Below are 16287 nucleotides of genomic sequence, written 5' to 3'. Positions count from 1 at the left end.
CCCGTGGCCACGGCGCGGCGCCGGTTCCTGATCAACCGCACCTACTCCCGGCTGTGGTTCGGGCAGGCCACCTCGACCCTGGGCGACTTCGTGTTCAGCACGACCCTGGTGCTCTGGGTGGCCACCGACCTGGCCGAGGGCCGGTCGTGGGCGCCCGCCGCCGTGGGGGGCATCCAGCTGTCGGTGGGCGCGGCCGTGCTGGTGTTCGGGCCGCTGGCCGGGGTGTTCGTCGACCGCTGGGACCCGCTGCGCACGATGCTCGGCACCGAGGTGGTGCGCGGCGGGCTGGTGGCGCTGCTGACGGCGGTGTCCCTGCTGCCCAGGGACGCGCTGCCGGTCTGGGCGTGGCTCGCGCTGCTCTACGTCGTCGTGTTCGGGCTCACCGCCACCGGCCAGTTCTTCGCGCCCGCGCGGTTCGCCACCATCCGGGAGACCGTGCCCGGGGAGGCGGACCGCGCGCGGGCGGCCGGGATCGCCCAGGCGACCGCGGCGACGGTGACGATCGCCGGGCCGCCGCTGGCCGCGCCGCTGATGTTCGGCATCGGGTTCCAGTGGGCGCTGGTCCTCAACGCGGTGTCCTACGCCGTTTCCTACGCCGCGATCCGCTCGGTGCGCCACGAGGTCGTCGTCGAGCGGGCCGCCCGGGCGGCGCGGCCGGGCCTGCGCGCGGAGTTCGCCGCGGGCCTGAAGGTGTTCGCGGGCAGCCCGTTCCTGGTGGCGCTGCTGGCCATCGCGGTGATCGGCCAGCTGGGCGTGGGCGCGGTGAACACGCTGAACCTGTTCTTCCTGACCGGGAACCTGGACTCGCCCGCGGGCCTGTACGGCTTCCTCGGCGCGACGCTGGGCATCGGCGGGATCGTCGGCGCGCTGTGCGCGGGCCGGGTCGTGCAGTGGATCGGCGCGCGCACCACGACCTGGGTCGGGCTCATCATCGGCGGCGTCCTGCTGTTCGTCTACTCCAGACAGACGGGGTTCGCCTTCGGCGTCGTCGCGCTGTTCGCCACGATCCTGCCGATCACGATCCTCAACACCGCGATGTCGCCGCTGCTGCTGGCCGCGGCCCCGCAGGAGTACACCGGGCGGGTGTTCGCGGTGTTCTACCCGGTCACCCGGCTCGCGTCGGTCGTCGCGGCGACGGCGGCGGGCTGGTTCGCCAGCGTGGTGCCGGTCGACTTCAGCGCGTCCGTCGCGGGCGTGCGGTTCGGGCAGATCGATACGGTGTTCGCCGTGTCCGCAGTCCTGCTGGTGCTCGCCGGGCTGTACGCGCGCGTGCGCCTGCCGCACGGCGAGCCCGCCGCCATGCCGACGGCAAACCGATCCGCAACCGCCGGAAGTAGCCTGCGGGAACGGGATCAGCCGTCCCCGGACCGGGAGCAGCCGCGATGACCTGTGCATCCTGCGCCGCCGACCTCGCCGCCGACGCCCGGTTCTGCTCGCGTTGCGGGACCGCGGTCGTGGTCCGCCCGAAGGGGGCGGAGGAGCGCAAGGTGGTGTCGGTCGTCTTCTGCGACCTCGCCGGGTCCACCGAGATGTCCGGGGCGCTCGACCCGGAGCTGCTGCGGACGGTCCTGCTGCGCTACTACGAGCTGATGTCCGGCGTGATCGCCGCCAACGGCGGGGTCGTGGAGAAGTTCATCGGCGACGCGGTGATGGCGGTCTTCGGCCTCACCGAGACCCGCGAGGACGACGCCCGCCGCGCGCTCGTCGCCGCGCTGGGCATGACCGAGGCGGCGGCCGGGTTCGACGCCGAGCTGCGCCGGGACCACGGCGTGCGGCTGCGGGTCCGGATCGGCGTGCACACCGGGGAGGTCGTGGCGCTGCCGGACCCGGGCGAGCGCCAGGCGTTCGTCTCCGGGGAGGTGGTGAACATCACCGCGCGGCTGGAGCAGGCGGCCGGGCCGGGCGAGGTGCTGGTCAGCGCGGCGGCGCGCTCGGCGGCGGGCGCGGTCACCGTGGCCGACCCGCGCAGGGTGTCGCTCAAGGGCGTCGCCGAGCCGGTCGAGGTGTTCCGGCTGGTCGACGTGCCGCCCGCCGACCCCGAGCGCACGCGCCGCTTCGACGTGCCGTTCATCGGCCGGGAGGCCGACCTCGCCGCGCTGGACGCCGCGTGGCGCCGGGTGGTCGACGAGGGCGCCGCGCGGCTGCTGACCCTGGTGGGCGAGCCGGGGATCGGCAAGACGCGGCTGGTCGCCGAGTGGCTGCGCCGCGACACCGGATCGGTGGTGATCGGCCGGTGCAGGCCGGTCGGCGACGGCGGCACCCTCACCGCGCTGGCCGAGTGCGTCGCGCCGCTGGTGTACGAGGTGGAGCGCGTCGCGTCCGTCGAGCCCGCGCTCGCGCTGCTGCGCCGCGGCCTGCTGCGCGACGGGACGCCCGCGCCGTCGCTCGACGCGACCGCGGCCGCCGTGGCGCGGCTGCTCGCCGCGGTCGCCGGGACCCGGCCCGTGCTGCTGGTGATCGACGACTGCCAGTGGGCCCAGCCCTCCCTGGTCGCCGTGCTGGACCGGCTGCTCGCCGGGCTGGGCGCGCTGCCGGTCCTGCTGGTGTGCGTGGCCCGCCCGGACCTGCTCGACGCCTTCCCCGACTGGGAGACCACCTGGCCCAGCGCGGAGACGGCCGTCGTCGGCAGGCTGTCCGCGCCGGACTCCGCCCGGCTGGCCGCGCACTTCGCCGACGTCAGCACGCACGACACCGCGACCACCGAGTGGATCGTCGGCCAGGCGGGCGGCAACCCGCTGTACCTCGAACAGCTCGTGGCCGCGGTCGAGCACGACGACGCGACCGCGGGCGGGCTCCCGCTCAGCCTGCAGGCGCTGGTCGCCGCCCGCATCGACCGGCTCGGCGACGCCGAGCGCGCGACCCTGCGCCTCGGCGCGGTGGTCGACCCCGACGGCGACGGTTTCGCCGCGGCCGACCTCGCCGCGCTGGCCGACGGCGGCGACCACGACCGGGCGCTGCGCGAGCTGGTGCGGCGCAAGCTGGTCGAGCCCGTGGCCGACGGCCGCTACCGCATCGCCAACGGCATCACCAGCCAGGTCGCCTACCGCGGGCTGACCAAGCGGCGCAGGGGCGAGCTGCATGAGCGGTACGCCGAGCACCTGGCGGCGCGCGCCGCGTCGGACGCGCTCATCGGCACCCATCTCGCCCAAGCGCACCGCTACCAGTCCGCTGTCGGTCTCCCGGCCGACACGTTGCGCTCGCGCGCGTTCGGCCACCTCGACCGGGCGGGCGCGGAGGCCCTGCGCCGGGTCGACCTGCCGTGGGCGCTCACCCTCCTGGAACAGGCCGCCGACCTCACCACCGCGGGCGACCCGGGCAGGCCGGAGTGCCTGCAGCGGCTGGGCGAGGTCCACCTGACCCTCGGCAGGCACGAGCAGGCGCGGGAGGCGTTCACCACCGCGGCCGCCGAGGCCGACCGGCCCGTCACCGCCGCGCACGCCCGCCTGCACCTGGCCATGCTCCGCCAGGACATGGCCGAGCTGGACCGGGTCGCGGCCGAGGAGTTCGACGTCTTCCACGCCCACGGCGACGACCTCGGGCTGTCGCGCGTGCGCTGCGTCCTGGCCCGCTCCCACCAGCGGCGGGGCGAGCAGGGCCGGGCGCTGAACGTCCTGGAGCCCGCGCTGCGGCACGCGCTGGCCGCGGCGGCGGACCGCGAGGTAGCTAATGCGCTCGGCGCGATCGGGCTGTCGCTGTGGCACGGCCCGCTGCCCGCGGCACGGGCCACCGAGCAGTGCCGCGCGCTGCTGGCCGCCCACCGCGACCGCGGTGCCGTGCAGGCCACGCTCGGGTTCGCGCTGACCATGCTGCACGCCATCCAGGCCAGGACGGCGGAGACGGCCGCGGCGCTGGCCGACGCCCAGGAGGCCATGGCGGCGATGTCGTACGCCGAGTCGCGGTTCTTCCGGCCGCTGCTCGGCGCGCTGGTGGCCGCCCACGGCGCCGACTGGGACCAGGCGCGCTGGCAGCTGCGGGAAGCGCTGAGCGCGGCGAGCGCGGTGCGCGCCGACTCGCTCGTCCGGCAGACCCGGCTGGAACTCGCCCGGGTCCACCTGGCCGAGGACGACACCGGCGCCGCAGGCGAACTGGTGCGCGGGCTGACCGTCGACGACTCGGCCGACCTCGCCAACCTGCTCGGCGTCGCCGCGCGCGTCGAGCCGGACCCCGGACGCGCCACCGAGTTGGCCCGCCGGGCCGTGGCGACCGCCCGGCGCACCGACTCCCCCGCCGACCACGGGCGCGCCCTGCTCGACCTCGCCCACACCCACGCCCGGCTGGGCAGGCCGGTCCCGGCGCTGTCGGCCGCCCGCGCCGCCGAACGCCGCTTCGCCGCCAAGGGCCACGCGGTCGGGTCGGCGCGGGCCCGGCGGATGATCAGCGAACTCGGGGGGCGCCCGCGATGACCGGACTGACCTGGCGGCTGCTCGACCCCGACGAGAGCGCCATCGAGGTCGACCTCGGCGAGCCGAGCCTGATCACCCCGGAGTGGGCGTGGGGCGGCGCGACCGGCGATGGCGTCGACGTGTGCGTGGTGGACGGCGGGATCGAGCCGGGGCACCCGCTGGTCGGGCCGGTGGCCAGCTCGCACGCGGTGGTGAAGCGCGACGGGAAGCACGAGGTGGAGGAGGTCGAGGCCGCCGACTCCTTCGGCCACGGCACCGCCTGCGCTGGCATCGTCCGCCAGATCGCGCCCGCCTGCCGGATCCACAGCGTGCGGGTGCTCGGCGAGCGCGGCGGCGGCACCGGCCGGGCGCTGCTCGCCGGGCTCGAATGGGCCATCCGCCAGCGCTTCAAGGTGATCAACATGAGCCTGTCGACGGCCCGCCCGGAGTTCAACCAGGCGCTGCGCGAACTCGTCGACGAGGCGTACTTCGCCGGGTCGGTGATCGTGGCCTCGGCGCACAACTCGCAGATCGAGAGCTTCCCGTGGCGGTTCTCCTCGGTGATCTCGGTGGGCAGCCACACCAGCGCCGACCCGGACCGGGTCCTCTACAACCCGAACCCGCCGGTGGAGTTCTTCGCCCGCGGCCAGGCGGTCCCGGTGGCGGGCCTGCGCGGCAGCGTGAGCCGCAACTCCGGCAACAGCTTCGCCACACCGCACGTCGCGGGCCGGTGCGCGCTGATCGTCGGCAAGCACCCAGGACTGACGGTGTTCCAGCTCAAGACGGTCCTTTACCTGACGGCAGCCAACGTGCGAGGAGGGCGAACCGATGAGTCACACCACGGATCCGACGGCGAGCGGGGCGGCGGTCTCGAACGCCTTGGCCGAGGCGGCCACTGAGGACAGCGAGCTGCTCACCTCGATCGTGCGGGTGGCCCGGTCGATCTTCGGCGCGGCGGCCAGCTCGGTGTTCCTGTTCGACGCCGAGGCCGACGAGCTGGTCTTCGAGGCCGTCTCCGGCGAGGGCGAGGGCTTCCTGGTCGGCACCCGGTTCCCGGCGGACCGGGGCATCGCGGGCTGGGTCATCACCACCGGGCAGGCCATGTCGGCCACCGAGCTGACCACCAGCCAGGTGTTCGCCAGGGATCTGGCGGAGAGCACCGGCTACGTCCCCGACTCGATCATGGCCGCGCCGATCGTGCACCGGATGGCGCCCATCGGCGTGCTGCAGGTCCTCGACCCGCACCCGCAGTCCCGCTACAGCGTCGCCGACCTCGACCTGCTCGCGATGTTCGCCAACCAGGCCGCGCTGTCGCTGCACATCCTGCTGCGCAACCGCGCCGCCCGCGCGGGTCTGCGCCGCGAGGGGGCCGAGTACGACACCCTGGCCAAGATCGCCGCCCTGCTGGCCGACATGGACGACGAGCAGCGCGGCCGGGGCGTCGCGCTGATCGAGTCGCTGCACGGGATGCTGGCGGGGATGGCGCGCTGATCAGCGCGCCAGGTCGGCCGCGAAGTGCCGCACGAGCGCGGGGACCGCGTAGTGGGCGGCGTCGGGCGCGCCGACGATGTTGGCCTCGACCAGCCGGTCGATGATGCGCGTCGCGGGCTCGGGCAGCGCGGCGAACGCCTCGGCGAGCTCGGCGGCGCCGACCGGCCCGCCCGGCAGCCCGCCCAGGGCGCGCACCGCCTGCCGCTGCGGCGGCGCGAGGTCGGAGTACACCCGGGCCACCCGCTCGCGCACCGGCGTGCCGCCCGCGACGAGTTCACAGAGGACGGACTGCGCCGACTCCAGCCGGTCCGCGTAGTCCACCATGGACAGATGCCGCAGCGAGTCGAGCTTCGCCGCCACCGCCCTGACCACCAGCGGGGTGCTGCCGCACCGGCCGATGATGCGGCGCAGCGCCGAGCCCAGCACGCGGCCGGGTCCGACCGCGCGGCCCACCAGCTCGCCCGCCTCCTCCTCGGAAATCTCCCCGACCTCGACGCGGTGCACCGACTCCAGCCCGCTGAGCCGGTGCGAGCTGGTGACCACCGTCCGGTTGCGGCCCTTCCCCGGCAGCAGTCCCCTGACCTGCCGCTCGCTGACCGCGCTGTCGAGGATGACGAGGAAGGCGCGGTCGGCGATCCACGACCGCCACACCGCCAGCGCCTCGCCGTCGTCGCGCGGCACCGGCACATCGAGGCCGGTGGCGCGCATCAGCTCGGTGACGACGTCGCGCGTGGCCTTGGGGCGTCCGTCGGGGACGCGCAGCGACACGAAGACCTGGCCGTCCTCGAACGCCTCGGCCACCCGGTGCCCCACGCGGACGGCGAGCGCGGTCTTTCCGGTGCCGACCGCGCCGGTGATGACGGCGACGTCGGAGCTCTCCGGGCCGGTCAGCGCGCCGACGAGATCGTCGACCTGGTCCGCCCGACCGACGAGATCGGGCACGTCGCGCGGCAGCTGCGCGGGCCGCACGCGTCCCCGGCCCGCAGGGGCGAGCGTCAGGGAGCGGTTCGACGCGTCGGCCAGCATCGACTGGTAGAGCTGTTGGAGGACCAGGCTGGGCGCGATGCCGAGTTCCCTGGCGATCAGCTGGCGGTGCACCTCGTAGGTGGCCAGCGCCTCGCGCCGTCGTCCGGCCCGGTAGAGCGCGGTGATCGTGGCCGCGGTCAGGCGCTCGCGGAACGGGTGCCTGCGGGCCAGCCGGGCGAGCGGCCCGAGGACCGCGAGGTGGCGGCCCGCGTCGATCTCCAGGTCCACCCAGTCCTCGTAGACGGCCAGGTAGCGCTGCCCGAGCTGGTCGGCCTCGGCGGCGATGACGGGGTTGCCCGCGAGGTCGGCCAGCACCTCGTCGCGCCACAGGGCGACGGCCTCCCCGAGCAGCTTCCGCGTCTCGTGCAGGTTCCCGGAGTGGTAGGCGGCGTAACCGGAATTGGCCAGGGTGTCGAACCGCAGCGCGTCCACCTCGTCGGGCACGGCGTCGAGCACGTACCCGTAGGACGCGTGGTGGATGCGGTCACCGATGATCTTGCGCAGGGCGGAGACGTAGACCTGCAGGTTCTTGCGCGCGGTCCGCGGCAGGCCCTCCGGCCAGACGGCCTGCACGAGCTGGTCGACGGGCACGACCATGTTGGCGCGCAGGAGAAGCACGCCGAGCAGCACCCGTTGCTTGTACGGCCCCGGATCGACAGCCCCGGCCCCGTCCCGCACGTCGAGCGGCCCCAGCACACCGAACCTCAGGCCCGAGCTCGCCCCGTCACCCACGGACTGCCCTCCGTACCCACCACCCGACCCCGACCGGCCCGGGAACCCGCATAGCTGAGCATTGTTCCCGAAACCGTCGAGGTCACCGCGGGAGAAAGAGGCATTGGACCGGCAGAAATGCCGGTTTCGCGCCGTTCGGGCGCGCCCCTGCGCCCCTTCAGCTCAACCGAAACACCCGACACACCAGGGCGTCCCAGGTTCAGCGTGCGCGACAACCTCGGTCTCGTCCTCTTCCTCAGGCGTCTCGAGCTCGTCTTCCGGTCGAGTCTCCGACATAGCGACCTCCCCGCTGGCAGTGTCCGGCCAGGGTAGGCGCGCCCGGTTTGAATGCGGTATGCCACTCACTTGTCAACGATGACCAGCAGATGCTCATGCGCGACCCGAAACCCGTCCGGCCCGGTGTAGCGGGAGGCCAGGTCAAGGAACTCCCGCCGAAACGCCTCGACTCCGTCCGGCGCAAGCATGCGCACCACCTGCCGCACATGCCGCCGCTCCCGCACCGAGAAGTCCCAAAACGCCTCAACTGACGCGTGTTCTTCGTGCACCACGATCGAGCGTGTCCTGACCTCGCCAGGCCACAGCGCCTGCAACGCCGACGGATCGGCCCACTGCCGCACGCCCTCCGGGACCACGGCCGCAACCCCCATGTGCGCGTTGACCAAGGCAGCCGCCCTCATGCCGAACCCGTGCGCCACATGCGCACTGAACGCCAAGCGTCCGCCTGGAGTGAGCACGCGCCAGATCTCGCGCAGGACCAACCGCGGGGCGGGTGAGTAGATCACTCCCAGGTTGGACACCGCATGCCTGAAGACCCCATCCCGGAAGGGAAGCCCCTCCACGTCCCCCACCACCCACTGCACCGCCGGAACGGTCGCCTGCCCCGCCCACATCTGCACCGCCGGAACGGTCGCCTGCCCCGCCCACATCTGCGCCACCGGAACGGTCGCCTGTCCCGCCCGAGCCTGCGCCACCGGAACGGTCGCCTGCCCTACCCGAGCCTGCGCCGCCGGAACGGTCGCCTGTCCCAGCCGAGCCTGCACCGCCGGAACGGCCCGAGCCTGCGCCACCGGAACGGTCAACTCCCCCGACCGCACTTGCGCCGCCGGAACGGTCGTCTCCCCCACTCGAGCCTGCGCCACCGGAACGGCCACCTGTCCCGCCCGAACCTGCGCCGCCGGAAGAGTCGCCCTTCCCGCTCGAACCTGCGCTTCCGAGAAGTCGAGGGCGACCGCGTGCCCGCCCTGCGCCGCCACCAACCCCGCCGCCACTCCGGTTCCCGCCCCCAGGTCCAACACCCGATCCCCCGCCTGAACCCCCAATTCCCGCACCAACGCCTGCGCCACCGGCCGATGCGCCCGAACCACCCACCTGGGTTCAGCAACCGCATAGTTGGCGGCGACCTGCCACTTCCACCCACCCACCAAGCCCCACCCCTCAGATGATGCGATCACATGCTCTGATCATCCGAATCCCAAATGCCCCGACCATCCGAACCGCCCACTGGATGCCCCGACCATCCGAACCGCGGATCAGATGGCGCGATCATCTGAACCGTCGAGCAGATGGCGCGATCATTCGAAACAAGAGTCAGATGATCAGATCATCTAGCATCGCAGACGCCCTGATCATCCGAAGTGCGCCCGATGCCCAGACCATGTGATCTCACCTTTCGGATGGTCTCGTCATTCGGTGGGGCGGCAGTTCAGATGATCGGGACATCTGGGTTGTTTCAGATGGTGTGGGCATTTGGACTGGTCAGGCGTGGGGGTCGACGGGGCGGTCCTCGGGCCAGGTGGGGGGCGGGTCAGTTTGGGTGGTCAGGTTCATTGCCATGGCTGCCAGGCCTGCCTGTAGGCGGGACTCCAGGCCCAGCTTCTCCAGGATCGCGGTCACGTGCCGCTTTGCCGTTCGTTCGCTGATGGAGAGGTGGCGGGCTATCGAGCGGTTGTCGTAGCCGAGGCCCAGCAGCTTGAACGCGGCCAACTCCCGTGCGGTCAGTGACGGGGCCAGTGGGAGTGCCGCGGCGATCGGCCGGGGTAGGGGCACCCGCGCACCGCTCAGCCGGGCGCTTCGGGAGGGGCACGACACGCAAGCCCGGACGGCTCCCTGACTACGGTCGGTAGCCGGAACCGTTGGTGCACCAGGATGAACGACCATGCTGAAATGCTGCGTCCGCGCGGTATCCCACCGGTTTGATCGCGGTGCGATTCCGGTACATCGGGGCACGAACGGCGTACCCACCACCCCAAACACCCGCCCACCCCGCCCGAAGCAACCGCACCCGGCCAACCGGCACTGTCACCGGCACAGTACCTCCGAACGAGTGACCGACACTCCACTATGGACAATCGGAGCGGGACACCACCAGGGCGGTCGAGGAACTCAGTTAAGCAGCGCAAGGGGCCATAACCAGAACGATCGCCGACACGGCGAAGTCCCGTCGGCACAGACCCCAAGAACCCCAGGGCCCAATCCCGAATTCACCATATGTCAAGCAAATCCACCAAACCGAGCACGCTCGAAGAAAGCGCACCGAATCGCAGGGTGGACAATAAGCGGCAAGCGGAAAAGCGGTTGCGCCCGGGGAACCGCCAGGCACTGGAGGAGAAGCTGTGCGGCACATCAAGTTGCGGGATCTGGACGTCTCCCGGATCGGCCTGGGGGCCATGGGGATGACGTTCGGGTACACCGGCGCGGGCAGCGACGACGACGAGTCCATCCGGGCGATCCACCGGGCGATGGAGTTGGGCGTGACGCTCATCGACACCGCCGAGGTCTACGGCCCGTACGCCAACGAGGAGCTGATCGGGCGGGCGATCAAGGGCAGGCGCGACGAGGTCGTGCTCGCCACCAAGGTCGGCATGATCTCCCACGCCACCGACGGCATCGGCGTGCCCGACAGCAGCCCGGCGAACATCCGCACCGCCGTCGAGGGCTCGCTGGTGCGCCTCGGCGCTGACCACATCGACCTGTGCTACCAGCACCGCGTCGACCCGAACACGCCGATCGAGGAGACCGTCGGCGCGCTCGCCGAGCTGGTCGACGAGGGCAAGATCCGCCACATCGGCCTGTCCGAGGCGGGCGTGAACACCATCCGCCGCGCCAACGCCGTGCACCCGATCACCGCGCTGCAGTCGGAGTACTCCCTGTGGACGCGCGACCTGGAGGCCGAGGTGCTCCCGCTGCTGCGCGAGCTGGGCATCGGCTTCGTCCCCTACTCGCCGCTGGGCCGCGGGTTCCTGACCGGCACCGTCCGCTCGACAGACCAGTTCGACGCGGGCGACTTCCGCGCGTTCAACCCGCGCTTCACCGACGAGAACATCCGGCAGAACCTGCGCATCGCCGATGAGGTGGCCGCCGTCGCCGCCGAGGTCGGCGCGACGCCCGCCCAGGTGGCGCTGGCCTGGCTGCTGGCCAAGGGCGACGACGTGGCCCCGATCCCCGGCACCCGGCGGGTCGCCAGGGTGGTCGAGAACGCGGGCGCCGACGACGTCGAGCTGTCCGCCGAGCAGATCGCCCGGCTCGACAGCCTGCCGCCCGCCGCGGGCGAGCACATCGACGAGCACCAGAAGCAGCTCATCGAGCGGTAAGCCGTTTGCATCGCGAACGATTTCGTCGTTGAATCGGCGGCATGCGGATCAGGGCTGGTGGACCGGCGGACGCGCCGACGGTGTTGGGCTTCCTCGACGAGGCCGTGGCATGGATGGTCGAACGCGGGCAGACCGGCCAGTGGGGAACCCAGCCCTGGTCCGAGCAGCCGAAGCGGGTGGAGCGGATCACCAAGCTGGTCGAGAACGGCCTGTGGATCGCCGAGCTGGACGGTGAGCCCGCCGGGGCGATGGTCGTCGCCGCCGAGCCGGACGAGTGGATCCCCCGGGTCGACGAGCCGGAGCTCTACGTGCGGCTGCTGGTGACCTCCCGCCGGTTCGCCGGGCGGAAGGTCGGCAGCGGCCTGCTCGACCTCGCGAAGGAGAGCAGTCGGGGCAAACTGCTGCGCGTGGACTGCTGGGCGGGCAACAATGGCCGCCTGGTGGATTACTACGTGAGCCAGGGCTTCACCCCGTCCGTCACCTTCACCGTCAAGGACTGGCCGGGGCAGGTGCTGGAAATGCGACCGTAGGGGGCGGCGATGGTCTTGCGGCTGGCGGCCACGCTCAAGGGCGTCGACGGCGCCGGACAGCTCCTCGCCGCGCTCCTGCTCGCCGTCGTGCCGCCCGCGGCGCTCACCGGCCTCGCCAACGCCGTGCTCACCCGCGACCTCCTCGGCGACCTCGACGGCGGCATCGCCCACCGGCTCACCCAGCACTTCGCCACCGGCCGCGGCTTCGCCGTCGCCTACCTGCTCGCGCACGGCGCGGTCAAGATCGCCCTCGCCTTCGCCCTGCTGCGCGGCAGGCTCGCGGTGTACCCGGTCGCGTGCGTGGTGCTGGCGGCGTTCATCGTGTTCGAGGCCGCCCGCGCGGTCCGCACGGGGTCGGTGGCGCTGGCCGTGCTGGCCGTGATCGATGTCGTCGTGGTGGTCGCCGTCGCGCGCGAGCTCGTCCGGCGACCCGACTTTCGTCAGGGGTAGCCGCTTCCCATCGGCAGACGAGACGGCCGCCCCGGCGGCCATACCGTCGCCGACATGATCGAACTGCGGAACCTCACCAAGCGGTACAAACACACCGTGGCGGTCGACGGCGTCGACTGCACCGTCCACTCCGGACTCGTCACCGGCTTCCTCGGCCCGAACGGCGCGGGCAAGTCCACCACCATGCGGATGATCCTCGGCCTCGACGAGCCCACGAGCGGGACCGCCACGATCAACGGGGTCCGCTACGACCGCATCCGGCACCCGCTGCGCACCGTCGGCGCCCTGCTCGACGCCCGCGCTGGCCACCCCGGCCGCTCCGCCCGCGCCCACCTCACCGCGCTGGCCCGGGCCACCGGGCTGCCCGTCCGCACCGTCGACGCCGTGCTGGACCGCGTCGGCCTCACCGACGTCGCGGGCAAGCGCGCTGGCACGTTCTCCCTCGGCATGGCGCAGCGCCTCGGCATCGCCGCCGCGCTGCTGGGCGACCCCGCCGTGCTGATCCTCGACGAGCCGGTCAACGGCCTCGACGTCGACGGCGTCCGCTGGATCAGGGCGCTGCTGCGCGGCCTGGCCGACGAGGGCCGCACCGTGTTCATCTCCAGCCACCTGATGAGCGAGCTGGAGCTGATCGCCGACCGCCTGCTGGTGATCGGCCGGGGCAGGCTGATCGCCGACGCGTCGATGGCCGAGGTCATCGCCCGCTCCGGCGCGGCCGTGCTGGTCCGCACCCCCGATCCGGCCGCCCTGCACGCGGCGCTGGCCGGGGCGGGCGCGGACGTCCGCAGGACAGGGCCGCACGAGCTGGCGGTCACCGGCGTGTCCGCCGAGCGGGTCGGCGACATCGCCCACGCCACCGGCGTCCGCGTCCACGGCCTCACCACCGAGCAGGCCTCACTGGAACAGGCCTACCTCGACCTCACCACCGACAGTGTCGAATTCGGAGTGACCCGATGAAGAACGCGATCGCCGCCGAGTGGACCAAGCTGTGGTCCGTGCGCGCCACCACGTGGTGCCTGATCGCCGCCGCAGGCCTGATGGCGGCGATGGTCGCCGCCAACGGCATCGCCATCAACGGCCAGCACGACGACAACCTGCCCGGCCTGACGCCGACCGCCGCGACCGAGATGCCGGTGGAGGCCACGATCTACCTCGTCCAGTTCGCGATGGCCGCCATCGCCGCGCTCGCCGTCACCGGGGAGTACGCCCACCGCGGCATCCTGCCGACCCTGCAGGCCGTCCCGGTCCGCTGGCGGGTGCCCGCGGCGAAGGCCGTCGTCACGGCGGCGGCCCTGTTCGCCTGCGGCGTCCTGCTCGCCGCGCCCGCGATCTGGCTGGCCGACGTCACCCTGGCCGAGCACGGCGCGCCCTACACCGGCGGCGACGTCGTCCACACCCTGCTGACCGTGGGCCTCTACCTGGCGCTGGTCGGCGTGCTCACCATCGGGATCGCCACCGCGCTGCGGCACATCGCCGCGACCCTGCTGGTCCTGTTCACGCTGCTGATGGTGCTGCCCGTGGTCATGCAGATCAGCCAGACCTTCCGCGACCTGTCGCACTACGTGCCCGGCATCGCGGGCATCGACCTGATGGAGGGCACGCACGCCCTCCGCGGCGCGCTGGTCCTCATCGCGTGGGCGGCCGCGGCGATGATCACGGGCATGGTCGTCCTGCGCAAGCGGGACGCCTAGACCAGCCCGGCCTCATAGGCGACGATCGCCGCCTGCACCCGGTTGCGCACCTCAAGCCGTCCGAGGATGGTGCTCACGTGGGCCTTCACGGTGCCCTCGACCAGGTGCAGGCGGCGGCCGATCTCGGCGTTGGCCAGCCCGGCGCCCACCAGCGCCAGCACCTCGCGCTCGCGCCCGGTCAGCGCGGCCACCCGCTCCCTGGCCCGCGTCCTGCGGCCCAGCAGCCCGCTCGGCCCGTCCGCCAGCTCGGCGATCACCCGGGAGGCCACCTTGGGCGAGAGGTACGCCGCGCCGTCGGCCACCGCCCGGATCCCGGCCAGCAGCTCGCGCGGGTCGCCGGACTTGAGCAGGAACCCGCCCGCGCCGTCGCCGAGCGCGCGGGCGATGTACTCGTCCTCGGCGAACGTCGTCAGCATCACGACCCCGGTCTCCGGGACCGTCCTGCGGATCTCCGCGCCCGCGGCCAGGCCGTCCAGCCGGGGCATCCGGATGTCGAGCAGCGCCACGTCCGGCCGGTGCGCCTGGGCCATGGCGACGGCCTCGCGCCCGTCGGCGGCCTCGGCGACCACGTCGATGCCGGGGTCGGCGGCCAGGATCGCGCCGACCCCGGCGCGCACCATCGCCTCGTCGTCGGCCAGCAGCACCCGGATCACCCGGTCACGTCCTTGGGCACCAAGTCCTTCGCCACCAATCGCTCCTCGTCGAAACACACCCGGAACACCGGCACGCGGAAGTCGAACAGCTCCGCGTTGCCCCGGTAGTACCGGCACCCCGCGCCCGGCGGGTTCGGCAGGCGCGGCGCGTCCATCATCTCCATGTCCGGCAGCAGCGCCTCGACCTCGGCCTTGGGCTGCCCGACGCGCAGTTCGCCGTAGAGCCGGGGATCGAGCACGGAGTTGGTCACCGAGAAGGCGTAGAAGCCGACCATGATGGCGATCAGCCCGGCCGCGAGGGCCGCGGGCACGAGCACCGCGGCGACCATCCCGCGCCGCGCGCTGCGCCGGGCGGCGGCGTACTCGTCGGCCGCGGTCACCACGGGGACACCGGCGTGCGGGAGCCGCGCGGTGACGGCGAACCCGCCGTCGGCGGGACCCGCGGCCAGCGTGCCGCCCGCCAGCCGGACCCGCTCGCGCAGCCCGATCAGGCCCGTTCCGCCGCCGACCGCCTCGGCAGGCTCCGACGGCGGCCCGTTGACCACCGCGACCGTCGTCTCGTCGCCGTCGGTCGTGATCCGGACGGACACCGCCGCGCCCGGCGCGTGCTTGGCCGCGTTGGTCAGCGCCTCCTGCACCACCCGGTAGGCCGGGCGCTCCACGGCATCGGGCACCGCGCCCTCCAGGGTCACCGCCATGCCGGACGCGGCCGCACGCGCGACCAGGTCCTCCACCGCGTCGCGCCCCGGGGTGGTCGGCGCGGGCCTGCCGTCCTCGCGGAGCAGGCCGATGATGTCGCGCAGCCGCTCGGTGGCCGCGCCCGCCAGCTCGCGCAGCTCTCCCGCTGCCCGCCGCTGGTCGTCGCCGAGCTGCGCGGACACCTCCAGCCCGGCGGCCCGCAGCGCGATCAGGGTCAGCTCGTGGCCGAGCGAGTCGTGCATGTCCTCGGCGATGCGCGCCCGCTCCCGCAGCCGCTCCCGCTCGGCGACGATGCGCTGCTCGCGTTCGAGCTGCTCGGCCCGCTGCCAGCCCGCGGCCACCAGCTCGGCCCGCTGCCGCAGGTGCCTGCCGCCGAACCAGGGGAAGACCACCAGGAACAGCAGCGCGAGCACCGCCCAGAACCACTGCATCAGCTGGTGGTCGACGCGCCCCTGGGACACCGACATCGCCAGCGCGTACACCAAGCCCGCCGCGGCGAAGCCTGCGAAGGCGAGCACCGCGGGACGCACGGCCGCCAGCCGCCTGCCCGCGAGGAACGCGGTGACCATGGTCGCCACGAGGTACACGGTGGACACCAGCCCGATCAGCGCCAGCCCGGCCGTCCCGGCCGCCGTGACGACCAGACCGGCCAGCGGCCAGCGCCGGGAGACCACGCCGACGAGCGCCAGCGACGCGACGAACGGCACCGCGTACCACGCGAACACCATGTCGCCGCGCAGATTGCCCAGCGCCTCGGCCCCGTACGCGGCCGCGAGGACAACACCCAGGGCGACATCCAGCGCCCACCTGCCGCGATCCCGCACGCGGCCGACGGTACAAGCCGTCAGTACGCCGCCGACACTGACGAAAGTAAGGGCCGGGGCACGGCGCCCGCGGCTCTCGGCGCGGCCACCATCAGGGACCCGACGACCAGGAGCACGACCAACAACCGGGTGAGCACATGCCACCTCCCGGGGGTATGGAATGGGCACACAGTAGAGAGCCAGCCCAGCCAGATCAACCGTTCGGGGGAATCTTGCGCT

14 protein-coding genes are annotated in these 16287 nt (G+C 73.1%); 9 read left to right on the top strand and 5 right to left on the bottom strand.

The window, feature by feature from the left end; translation table 11 throughout:
- Positions 1 to 3 precede the first annotated feature (3 nt).
- Genes Actkin_RS05115 through Actkin_RS05100 form a run of 4 tightly spaced genes read left to right on the top strand, consistent with a single transcriptional unit; the run spans position 4 to position 5873 of the window.
- A complete protein-coding gene (locus Actkin_RS05115) occupies positions 4 to 1386 on the top strand; it encodes an MFS transporter (RefSeq protein ID WP_258906144.1) in 1383 nt (460 codons plus the stop codon).
- Entirely contained in the window at positions 1383 to 4403 is a 3021-nt protein-coding gene (locus Actkin_RS05110) for an adenylate/guanylate cyclase domain-containing protein (RefSeq protein ID WP_258906143.1), read from the top strand. Before Actkin_RS05115 ends, Actkin_RS05110 begins: the two co-directional genes overlap by 4 nt.
- Positions 4400 to 5281, top strand: a complete 882-nt coding sequence (locus tag Actkin_RS05105; RefSeq protein ID WP_258906142.1) for a S8 family serine peptidase — start codon at positions 4400 to 4402, stop codon at positions 5279 to 5281. Before Actkin_RS05110 ends, Actkin_RS05105 begins: the two co-directional genes overlap by 4 nt.
- Positions 5211 to 5873, top strand: coding sequence for a GAF domain-containing protein (locus tag Actkin_RS05100; RefSeq protein ID WP_189212411.1), 663 nt, complete (start codon positions 5211 to 5213; stop codon positions 5871 to 5873). The genes Actkin_RS05105 and Actkin_RS05100 overlap by 71 nt, the downstream gene beginning before the upstream one ends.
- Here the strand turns inward: Actkin_RS05100 and Actkin_RS05095 are convergent, their stop codons facing one another.
- From Actkin_RS05095 to Actkin_RS05085, 3 genes are all read right to left on the bottom strand, one after another.
- Positions 5874 to 7595 (bottom strand): AfsR/SARP family transcriptional regulator, encoded by a 1722-nt coding sequence (locus Actkin_RS05095; protein WP_258906141.1) that lies wholly within the window; start codon positions 7593 to 7595, stop codon positions 5874 to 5876.
- Between the two features lie 377 nt (positions 7596 to 7972).
- Positions 7973 to 8974, bottom strand: coding sequence for a class I SAM-dependent methyltransferase (locus tag Actkin_RS05090; protein ID WP_258906140.1), 1002 nt, complete (start codon positions 8972 to 8974; stop codon positions 7973 to 7975).
- A gap of 412 nt (positions 8975 to 9386) precedes the next feature.
- On the bottom strand, positions 9387 to 9677 hold the full coding sequence (locus Actkin_RS05085) for a response regulator transcription factor (RefSeq protein ID WP_258906139.1): 291 nt from the start codon (positions 9675 to 9677) through the stop codon (positions 9387 to 9389).
- 566 nt (positions 9678 to 10243) lie between these two features.
- On the opposite strand from Actkin_RS05085, the gene Actkin_RS05080 reads away from it, so the two are divergent.
- Genes Actkin_RS05080 through Actkin_RS05060 form a run of 5 tightly spaced genes read left to right on the top strand, consistent with a single transcriptional unit; the run spans position 10244 to position 13892 of the window.
- Entirely contained in the window at positions 10244 to 11221 is a 978-nt protein-coding gene (locus Actkin_RS05080; RefSeq protein WP_258906138.1) for an aldo/keto reductase, read from the top strand.
- Positions 11222 to 11262: 41 nt separating this feature from the next.
- Positions 11263 to 11751, top strand: a complete 489-nt coding sequence (locus Actkin_RS05075) for a GNAT family N-acetyltransferase (protein WP_396122939.1) — start codon at positions 11263 to 11265, stop codon at positions 11749 to 11751.
- Between the two features lie 9 nt (positions 11752 to 11760).
- Entirely contained in the window at positions 11761 to 12201 is a 441-nt protein-coding gene (locus Actkin_RS05070) for a DUF2127 domain-containing protein (protein ID WP_189212416.1), read from the top strand.
- A 54-nt stretch (positions 12202 to 12255) separates the two neighbouring features.
- Complete coding sequence (locus tag Actkin_RS05065) at positions 12256 to 13158, top strand: ABC transporter ATP-binding protein (protein WP_258906137.1); 903 nt, start codon at positions 12256 to 12258, stop codon at positions 13156 to 13158.
- The gene (locus Actkin_RS05060) at positions 13155 to 13892 is read left to right on the top strand and encodes an ABC transporter permease (protein ID WP_258906135.1); all 738 of its coding nucleotides are present in this window, start codon (positions 13155 to 13157) and stop codon (positions 13890 to 13892) included. The genes Actkin_RS05065 and Actkin_RS05060 overlap by 4 nt, the downstream gene beginning before the upstream one ends.
- Here the strand turns inward: Actkin_RS05060 and Actkin_RS05055 are convergent.
- Together Actkin_RS05055 and Actkin_RS05050 are read right to left on the bottom strand one after the other, a co-directional pair.
- On the bottom strand, positions 13889 to 14545 hold the full coding sequence (locus Actkin_RS05055) for a response regulator (protein ID WP_258906134.1): 657 nt from the start codon (positions 14543 to 14545) through the stop codon (positions 13889 to 13891). The genes Actkin_RS05060 and Actkin_RS05055 overlap by 4 nt on opposite strands.
- A complete protein-coding gene (locus tag Actkin_RS05050; RefSeq protein WP_189212420.1) occupies positions 14542 to 16068 on the bottom strand; it encodes a sensor histidine kinase in 1527 nt (508 codons plus the stop codon). Before Actkin_RS05050 ends, Actkin_RS05055 begins: the two co-directional genes overlap by 4 nt.
- Between the last annotated feature and the right edge of the window lie 219 nt (positions 16069 to 16287).

Origin of the sequence: Actinokineospora sp. UTMC 2448, assembly GCF_024760565.1 — a bacterium.
Taxonomy (GTDB): Bacteria; Actinomycetota; Actinomycetes; order Mycobacteriales; family Pseudonocardiaceae; genus Actinokineospora; species Actinokineospora fastidiosa.
Note: the sequence above shows the minus strand (reverse complement) of the source record. Positions and strands in the feature narration are given on the sequence as shown.